Genomic DNA, 9176 nt, shown 5'->3' on the forward strand with positions numbered 1-9176 from the left:
GGAGATGATGCGTTCCAGCACATCGGCAAGCCAGACTTCAGGATCCACGCCGTTAAGCTTTGCCGTGTTAACGAGCGATGCCAGCACAGCGAAGGACTTGCCGCCGCGTTCGTTGCCCACGAACAACGAGTTCTTCCTCGTCAGAGCCACCGATTTCATTGAGCGCTCGACCACATTGGAGTCCACTTCGATGCGGCCATCCTCCAGAAAGGCTGCCAGCCCGCCCCAGTGGTTGAGTGTGTAGGTGACAGCCTTGCCGAGCGCCGATTTCGCCGACACTTCGTCGCTCAGCTCCGTGAGCTTGGTCTTCAGTTCTTTCATGACGGGCGCTGCCTCGCGGCGCCGTACCGTGAGCCGGGTATCGGCGCTTTCGCCGCGCAGTTTCGCCTCGATGCGATAGACCTCGGCGATCCTGGCCAGGATCGACAGCGCCTCCGAGGAGCCGGTCAGCTTGACGACATCGACGAACTTGCGCCGCGCATGGGCAAGGCAGAACGCTAGCCGCATAGGGGCGACATTGCTCTTCCCCCTGCGCCTGGCCATGGTTTTGTAGGCTTGGTATCCGTCGACCTGAAGCACGCCGGCAAACGACGACAGTTGCGCCTCGACCTCGCGAGCGCTGCGGCTTTCAGCAAAAACATAGGCAACCGCCGGCGGCGCCGGACCATTCCAGGGCCGATCGTCGATGGCTTGCGCCCAAAGCTGGCAAAGCTTGGTGCGTTTGCGCCCCGGATCAAGCCGCGGAAGCGGCGTCTCGTCACAGAACACTCTCGGCTGGGAGCGGATGAAGGCGGCGAGTGCATCATAGAGAAGCTCGAGCCACCAGGCGACACGCGTAACCCAGGCGCCGAGAGTGCCGCGATCGATGATCACACCGCAGGAAGTCAGCATCTGCGCCTGGCGATGCAGTGGCAAATGCCAGGCAAACTTCGAAACGGCGATATGGGCGGCAAAGGCCGTGGTCACCATGCCGCCGTCCATTACGCGCGCCGGCGCGGGCGCCTGCACAATGACGCTTTCGCAGGCCCGACATCCGTAGCGCGGCCGGATCGTCCGTTTGACCCGGACGACCGCCGGCACGATGTCGAGCGCTTCGCTGACATCCGCGACGATGCAATGAAGCTCGAACGAGCAGCACGGGCAAATCTTGCTCTCCGGCTCGATAACCTCTTCATACCGGGGAAGGTGCTTGGGCAAACGGCCGATATTGCGGGACGGCGATCGTCGAACCTGCGGTGTCCCTTCGGTGACGGGCGCAACATCGTCATTGGCAGCTTCGGGAATGTCGCTGAGGTCGCCAAGGTCGAGCGTCGCCTGCGTCGGGTCGATCGTCGTCATTTTCTCCGATTTCGCCCCAAAGAGCTGCTGCTCCAGGAAGGCAACGCGCGCTTTGAGATCGGCATTCTCCTCGTCGAGCGAGAGAATGATCCGGGTTAATTGCGCAGCATCCTGAGGCAAAGGGGTGGGTCGAAGCGGCATGACAGACCCTACCACACAAGCCTGAATCTGCAAGAAAAACCAATAGGATCAGCCTGCTTTTGAGGGCCTACTCACCGCGTTTCGTTTGACGCGCGTCCAGTCAATGCCGGCCAGTAGAAGCGAGAACTCCTGGCTACTCATCTGCATCGCGCCATCGCGGATCGGCGGCCAAACGAACTTGCCCGCCTCCAACCATTTCGTCGCTAGGATCATGCCTGATCCGTCCCAATAAATGCAGCGAAGCCGATCGAGACGCTTGGCGCGGAACACGAACACGTCGCCACAATAGGGATCGGTCGCAAGCGCGGACGCCACCAAGGCCACAAGCCCATTCATGCCGCGCCGGAAGTCGACCGGCTGCGTCGCCACCATGATCTTCACGCCATTCGGCGAAATTCCGATCACCGGCGTCCTCGCAACGCCGCCACCATCGCTTGCGCCAACTCGGGCGCCACCGAGCCGATCACGCTCATGCGCGCGCCGGCAATCTCGATCTCAATACGACCCGCGGCATGGTGGGCGACATCCGACGGCGCGCTCTCGGAAGACGTTCTATCGCCAACCACCGTCACCGGCACGAACATCGCCTGCTGCGCACAGGCTTTCGCGGATCGTTGAGAGGTCAGTCCGGCTTCGCGACGCCAGACGTTCAGCAGACCGCGATTGACGCCCCAGCGCCGGGCAATCGCCGAGATATTCACGTCGGGCTCTGCGCTTTCCGCAAGGATCCGCGCCTTCTCCTCGTCAGTCCAATTCCGCCGCTGCCGCCGACCGGTAATCACCTCGATCCGACGATACCTCCCCTCATGCCTGGCTTCATCCATGGCTTCACCCATGACCTCAAGCATGGCATCAGCGCGATCTCCAACCATTCGTTACGCTCCTGTCGATGAAGGAGCCTATCTCGCGGCCTCAATCACAAAAGGAAAGGTGGGCCGTTCGTCGCGCTCACGATTGACCTGAGCGTTCGCGCCCGATTCAATCCGGAGCTCGATTCCGGCTGGTTCAGCGCCGTATCGGGCATCATCAACCACATCACCATGCTCTCGATCGTGCTTGCGGGCGCCGCGCTTATCCGCGAGCGCGAGCACGGGACGATCGAGCATCTGCTGGTCATGCCGGTCACGCCGCTGGAAATCATGGTCAGCAAGATCTGGTCCATGGGCCTTGTCGTGCTGATCGCCTCGTCGTTCTCGCTGGTGGTCATTGCGCAAGGCCTGCTCGCCATACCGCTTCAGGGCTCGCTGGTCCTGTTCCTCTTTGCCGCCATTCTCCAGCTCTTCGCCACGACATCTCTCGGCATCTTCCTTGCAACCGCGGCGGGTTCCATGCCGCAGTTCGGGCTGTTGCTCATGCTGGTCCTGCTGCCGCTCCAGGTTTTGTCCGGCGGCTCGACGCCGCTCGAAAGTATGCCGGAACTGGTGCAATGGATCATGTTCGCCGCCCCGAACACGCACTTCATCATCCTTGCTCAGGCCGTCCTGTTTCGGGGGGCCGGTCTCGATGTCGTCTGGCCGCAGATCGTAATGCTGGTGGTGATCGGTGCGGCTTTGTTTGCATTTTCGTTGAGAAGGTTCCGGGCGTTTCTCAAGTAACGGCCCTCCGGTCCGGCCGCATTCCGGCGAGATTGCAAAACCGTGTGTAATGTTGCGGCAATCCTTCCCCGACAGTGTGTCCTCCATCCCGCCGAGAGGCTGGTCATGGCAACGCAACCGGGAAACGCTGATGAACACCGCCAGAATGTCCGATCATTGCGCTGTGGCCGCAGGTCTCCTGTCCGCAGCGGCAAACCCCAAACGTCTCCCGATCCTGCGCAAGCCGATCAGGGGAAATCCCGTGTTTTCCAAAAACCACAACAGGAGTTATGCAGTGACCCATTGCAAAGCGCGCGCTTCCCGGGCGCAACAGTACAAACTTGATCAACGGGCCCTGCGCCTGACGGCATTCACAGCCGCGCTTGCCATTTCTCCTATGGTAGCCCTTGCAGCCGACCTCGAAACCTCCGATGCCGCGATCGTACCCTCCCAGCAGTTCGATACCGCCCGCTACGGCGATTTCCGCGACAGACTGGCGGACTGGAAAGTGACCGTGGGCGCAGGCGCGATCTACATGCCGGAGTACGAGGGGTCAGACAAGTTCGACGTCAATCCGTTCCCGATCTTCTCGGCTGAGTTTGGCGAGCGCGTCAGCGTCGATATTACCGGAGTCACTGTCGATCTCTACGAGACGAACGGCTTCCGGGTCGGAATCAAGGGTGGCTACGAACTCGGCCGGAAGGAGGACGATTCCGACTACCTGCGTGGCCTGGGCGATATCGATGCCGGTGGCGTCGTCGGCGGTATCGTCAGCTACGAGCGGGGTCCGTTTGAAGTGTATGGAAAGCTCGACAAGACGATCGGCGGCAGCGACGGCCTGACCGGCACGGTTGGCGCCAAAGCATCCTACAAATACGAGCGCTTCATTTTCTCGGCCGATGTCTCTGGCACCTGGGCCGACGATAAGCATATGGCGTCTTATTTCGGCATCACCGCGGGCCAGTCAGCCAGGTCGGGTCTTGCTCAATACGATGCCGAAGCGGGCGTCAAGCGCGTCGATCTCAAGGCCTCTATCACCTACATGGTGACCGAGAACTGGCTTGTCACTGGCTCGGCCGGAGCTGGCTTCCTATTGGGTGATGCAAAGGACAGTCCGCTCGTCAAGGATGATGTGCAGCCGTTCGCCATGATGGGCATCGCATATCGTTTCTGATAGTAGATCCGTAGTGCAGTGTGCGTGACGGGCCCAACGCAGCCTCTGATCCCACACATCCTCGCCTGCGAAACGAATCTGATGCCATTGGGCTGCGCTTCGCGCGAACAGCGGAACGCAGCCTTTCTCGGTAGCCGTGGAGAGCGGCAGGTTGATACTGGCGAACACAAATGGCACCTGGCTGGCATGCAGTTAGGATGCAATCAGCGTGAACTGTTAGATTTCCGGCCACCGTGAGAATCCTTTGGTTTGGTCGCTTGACGCTAAGCACATGTTTTGTTTTATATATTCTCTCTCATTTGGCTGGTCGACGGTTCGAGCCCATTCAAGGCGGGGTGCAACCGATGCCGAAACACGAGGCCGTCTCGCGAAAGACCGTTGCGTGGATGGAAAAGCCTTATGCAGCTTTACAAACTTAACAAACTTGACCAGTTGTCTCGTGTCGCCTATCTTTAGATCACGAAAGGTTGGTTGTCATGCCCGTCACGAAAACAACAGCAAGCGAACTCAAAGGCGAAGCTCCTAGCATCGCATTCTCGATGAAATTACCCCGGAAGGCGGACTTCGAGAAAGCCCTCCTCAGTCAGTATACCAAGGCTGTCGAACTCAGCCAGAAGGCTGGTCACCAAGTTAGCTTCCGCGTCGTTGTTAATCCACTCGCGGGGGCGCAGACGATTTCGATTGTCGAGGAAGACCCGTCGGAAGCTGAACATGCATTCCCGGTGGAAGAGGCTTCCAAACCGGACGAAGAACTCTCCGCTGCTTTGGCAGCTGCGCGGGAACGCGGTCGCCGTCGTGTCGCGGAGATCCTGGGCGATGATGATATGCTGAGCGCAGACGCGTTTTCGGATCTCTTGGGCGTTTCGCGGGTCACGGTCAACACGAAGCGTCAAAGCGGACAAGTGCTTGGCCTGGACGGTGCCAAACGTGGTTTTCGTTTCCCGGTGTGGCAACTCGATGACGACGGTCGCCCTTATGCCGCGCTACCAAAACTGCATGAAATCTTGGCAGGATCCTGGGCGGTCTACCGCTTTCTAGTCTCGCCACATGGGGCGCTTGACGGTCGCACGGGACTCGATGCCTTGAAGCGAGGTCGGGACGCCGATGCGATTGCCGCAGCCGAAAGTATCTCCCGCGGTGACTTTCGCTAAGTGACCGGTATCAAGCCGCCTGCCGGTTTCGAACATTCGTCGCTCGATCTCGAAGTCGTTCCTCCAGGGTCTCGTTTCGGCCGGATCTATGCGAGCGCCTTTCCCGACCCGTTGGGTTTTGGAAAGACGCCGAGCCGGTTCAGCGATCCACGCCGGCGGGACGCCGCAGGGCGGTTCGGTGTGCTCTATTTGGGCGATACGCTCAAAGTGTGCTTTCTGGAGGCCGTGCTTCGCGACCGCCGCGACGGTCTGCTCGGAGATCTCCCGATTGAGGAGAACGAAATTCATGCACGGCGGTTCGCTGAGATCGAAACGACAGAACACCTTCGACTTGTCGACCTGCGCGATGATCATGCTGTCAGAATGGGAGTTCCGACAGACGTCGCGAAATCGTCGCGTCAAAGCTTGGCGCGTGCGTGGTCGCTGGCGTTTTACGAGCACAAGTCCCTACCGGACGGTATCATCTATCCTTCGCGGCTCAACGGACACACGAACATCGCGGTATTCGGACGCGCCGTCTCAAAACTCGCTCCGGTACGGATAGTGCCCTTAGTAGGAGCGACGGGCCTTGCCGCTGTGATCCATGACCTACGGGTCAGCCTGGTTTGAGAAACCAGCGACAGAGGCGCGAACCTCTGCAGTGGTCCCTTCATCTCAGCCGCCGGCGCATCTTGAGACGCGCCGATCTAAGCTGTTGCCTCGAGAGGAAATTCAATTGCCGCGCCGCTTCGCGATAACGGGCCGGCGGTTCGACTCCTTTCAAGATCCTCCTGTCGCGACTGTTACGGTGAAAACGAACTCCATCGCGTCGTCGCCGTTGGTTGAGGGTCGGCGATGCGCAAAGACCAGGGCTCCGGACAGGTAGATCGGAGTCGCTCTTTGTCAACGCGATGCATACTTGGCCGCAAGCAATGCCGCCAATTCCGTGCGGCAGTCGACAAGCGGACCGGCATCCTGGTGGGTCTTCGCCATCGCCATGGCCCCGGAATAGGCCGCGATCACAAGCGTTGCGAGCCCCGTCGGATTGATCCCGGTGACGCGTTGTCTTTCCACATCGGTCTCGAACTTGGCCGACAGCGCTTCGTGCCACATTGTGAACACCGCATCGAGGCCTTCGCGCATTTCCGCGTCATGTTGCGAGACTTCCATTGCCATGTTGTTGAGCGGGCAGCCGGAGACCGCGCCATTTCGCGTCAGTTCTTCGATGATGTTGGCGAAGATGTGATCGATGGCGGTTGGCGCATCGGCGCTGGAATGAAGCGGTGCGATCCATGTCTGCTGCACCGCTTCAGACACGCGGCCACGTATAACCGCAAGGCCGAGGTCGCGCTTTGCCGGGAAATGATGGGCCATCGCGCCGCCTGACACGGCGGCCCGTTCGCGCAACTCCAGCATGCCTGTCGCGAGATAGCCCCGACTGACAAAGGCATCATAGGCGGCATCGACAATCCGGCGACGCACACCTTCGGGGTCATTGGTTCGTTTGTTTTCGGTCATGGGCGTTCAAGTGATCCTTACTCGACAATAGCATCTTGACAAAACAGGTCAATCATCCCGTTATATAAACAGGACAATTGACCTGTAAGGAGAGAACATGTGCCCGCACACCATATTCGAGGTTCGCCGCTATCGGCTTTTGCCCGAGAGGAGGGAACCACTGATCAGCCTGTTTGACAGGGAATTCGTCGAGCCGCAGGAGGCGCTGGGCATGCGCGTGGAAGGAGAGTTCCGTGATCTTGACGATCCCGATTGCTTTGTGTGGGTTCGCTCCTTTGAGGACATGGAAGCACGAACCGAAGCGTTGGCGACCTTTTATTCAGGCCCAATCTGGAAGGAACACGGGCCGGCCGCCAATGCGACGATGCTCAATTCCGATAACGTGCTACTGCTGAAGCCTGTGGCCGGTATCTCTCCGTTTCCGCACAATCTGGTCAGAGAAGGCGAAGCAAGGCGTTCGGGCGCGTCAGGCCTTGTGGTCGTGAATACTTGCTCGCTGGCGCCCGGGGCGGAGGAGGATTTCGCCAACCGGTTCCGCGACCATGCCCTGCCTGCCCTGCAGGAGGCCGGTGCGCGGATCGATGGCTTGTTTGTCACCGAACGAAGCAGGAATGGGTTTTCGCGGCTGCCAGTGCGCGAGGGAGAGACGGTATTCGTCTGGTTCGAATGTCACGAAGATCGGGACAGAGCGGCCGCCTCCCGTGACCGCCTTCGGCAGGACCCCATCTGGACTAAGGACGTCTATCCCTGGATGGATAGGCAATGCTGGCGGACAATCGAAAGCGCGCGCCTAACTCCGACCGTCAGGTCTCTCTGCGCATGGTGAGACTGCGCTGACCATCTGTACGAACTCGCTCCTTTGAATTCTTGGGAGGAAGCTATTGAGTCCAGAAGGGCGGCAGGGGCCGAGCACTGATTGCGAATCCATGGTTCGATCCCCATCAAGGCGATCGAGCTACCATCCCACCTTGCCCGCTATCCTATCGCCGGTTATACTGTTTTTGAAAAACAGTATAACGATGGAATCGAGCTTATGAAGTCTATTGACCTCATGTACCAGACGATGCTTGCCGAGCTAGGTCAACGCTCGCTCGACGCCGCTTGGACGGCCGATTTCCCTCCGGAGGGTCGGTTCACCCCCGCAAACATCAAGGGGCGCAAGTACTGGTACTTCGACATCCCGGATGGACACGGTGGTACGAAACGTCGTTACGTCGGTCCTGCCGACGATCCGGATATATCGCAGCGCGTCGCTGATCATAAGCGGGACAAGGACGATTTACGCGCTCGCAGGCGCTTGGTAAATACCCTGACCCGCGAAGGCGGGATGATCGCCCCTGACGCCATGTCGGGTGACATCGTCGAGGCCCTCGCCGACGGCGGTCTCTTTCGACTCCGGGGTGTTCTCATCGGCACGGTGGCCTTCCAGTGCTATTCAGGACTGCTGGGCGTCCGCCTTCCCATGGCTGCGATCCTGACCGGCGATGCGGACATCGCCCAGGACTATGCCATCAGCCGGGAGGTTGAAGACAGCCTGCCTCCGATCATTGAACTGCTGCAGGGCGTCGACGCCAGCTTCCGGCCAGTTCCCTATCGATCAGGATCCGCGGCCTCGTCGGCGTTCCAGAATGCCGACGGCTACCGGGTTGAATTCCTGACGTCGAACCGTGGTTCGGACGACTACATCGACCAGCCAGCGAAGATGCCCGCCCTCAGCGGTGCCAGCGCGGATCCGCTGCGCTTTCTCGACTTCCTCATCAGGGATCCAGTCAGGACGATGCTGCTCCACCGAAGCGGTGTCCCAGTCGTCGTCCCTGATCCGTCCCGGTATGCGGTCCACAAGCTCATCGTCGCCAGCCGCCGACAAACTGACGGGCAGGGGCCGGCGAAGCGAGACAAGGACATTCGTCAAGCTGCGCTGCTCTTTAAAGCCCTGCAGCAGACGAGGCGATCCGCCGACCTGGCGCTAGTCTACAACGAAGCTTGGGAGCGCGGACCTGCGTGGCAGGAAGGTATACGAACCGGGGCGGGAATGCTGCCGGCACAAGATGCCGAGCGGTTTAAGACAGTCCTGATCGAGGGGGCAAAGAAAAACCGCGAAGAAATTGAACTTCCGTTTGGAGAATAGGCTGTCGTCCGCTTCGAAAGCCAAAGAGTTGATTTGATTCGAAGTGGCGAAAGCAAACGTGGTGTCGAGAGTTCGATTCCTCTCACATCAGGTTTTTTGTCAATGGTTCATTTTGATGGCATCACAAAGCCTCCTTTGTTCGCGGATCCACGGTCTGAGCCCATCGCTTTACC

General features: G+C 59.6%; 9 protein-coding genes and 1 pseudogene. 6 read left to right on the top strand and 4 right to left on the bottom strand.

What is annotated here, in order from left to right:
• The 3 genes from tnpC to tnpA all read right to left on the bottom strand — a co-directional run.
• On the bottom strand, positions 1–1479 hold a 1479-nt coding region (gene tnpC, locus EUU22_RS01880; protein ID WP_129330427.1), incomplete at its 3' end, for an IS66 family transposase.
• A gap of 48 nt (positions 1480–1527) precedes the next feature.
• A complete protein-coding gene (tnpB, locus tag EUU22_RS01885) occupies positions 1528–1884 on the bottom strand; it encodes an IS66 family insertion sequence element accessory protein TnpB (protein WP_129330420.1) in 357 nt (118 codons plus the stop codon).
• Positions 1881–2351 (bottom strand): IS66-like element accessory protein TnpA, encoded by a 471-nt coding sequence (tnpA, locus tag EUU22_RS01890; protein ID WP_129330421.1) that lies wholly within the window; start codon positions 2349–2351, stop codon positions 1881–1883. Before tnpA ends, tnpB begins: the two co-directional genes overlap by 4 nt.
• A 27-nt stretch (positions 2352–2378) precedes the next feature.
• Here tnpA and EUU22_RS01895 point away from each other — a divergent pair.
• From EUU22_RS01895 to EUU22_RS01910, 4 genes and pseudogenes are all read left to right on the top strand, one after another.
• Positions 2379–3074: pseudogene (locus EUU22_RS01895) on the top strand (ABC transporter permease); the annotation flags it as partial.
• Positions 3075–3204: 130 nt separating this feature from the next.
• Positions 3205–4227 (top strand): MipA/OmpV family protein, encoded by a 1023-nt coding sequence (locus tag EUU22_RS01900; RefSeq protein WP_245484881.1) that lies wholly within the window; start codon positions 3205–3207, stop codon positions 4225–4227.
• Between the two features lie 476 nt (positions 4228–4703).
• Positions 4704–5378: an XRE family transcriptional regulator gene (locus EUU22_RS01905; RefSeq protein ID WP_129330423.1), complete on the top strand. Its 675-nt coding sequence runs from the start codon at positions 4704–4706 to the stop codon at positions 5376–5378.
• Positions 5379–5987 carry an RES family NAD+ phosphorylase gene (locus tag EUU22_RS01910; protein WP_129330424.1) on the top strand — a complete coding sequence of 203 codons (609 nt, stop codon included), beginning with the start codon at positions 5379–5381 and terminating at the stop codon, positions 5985–5987.
• A 273-nt stretch (positions 5988–6260) separates the two neighbouring features.
• On the opposite strand, the gene EUU22_RS01915 is transcribed toward EUU22_RS01910, so the two are convergent.
• Positions 6261–6875 carry a TetR/AcrR family transcriptional regulator gene (locus EUU22_RS01915; protein ID WP_129330425.1) on the bottom strand — a complete coding sequence of 205 codons (615 nt, stop codon included), beginning with the start codon at positions 6873–6875 and terminating at the stop codon, positions 6261–6263.
• A 97-nt stretch (positions 6876–6972) separates the two neighbouring features.
• Here EUU22_RS01915 and EUU22_RS01920 point away from each other — a divergent pair, with 97 nt between their 5' ends.
• Complete coding sequence (locus EUU22_RS01920) at positions 6973–7701, top strand: NIPSNAP family protein (protein WP_129330426.1); 729 nt, start codon at positions 6973–6975, stop codon at positions 7699–7701.
• Between the two features lie 207 nt (positions 7702–7908).
• The gene (locus tag EUU22_RS01925) at positions 7909–9003 is read left to right on the top strand and encodes a nucleotidyltransferase family protein (RefSeq protein ID WP_129330429.1); all 1095 of its coding nucleotides are present in this window, start codon (positions 7909–7911) and stop codon (positions 9001–9003) included.
• Positions 9004–9176 lie beyond the last annotated feature (173 nt).

The organism is Ciceribacter ferrooxidans, assembly GCF_004137355.1.
GTDB classification, from domain to species: Bacteria; Pseudomonadota; Alphaproteobacteria; order Rhizobiales; family Rhizobiaceae; genus Allorhizobium; species Allorhizobium ferrooxidans.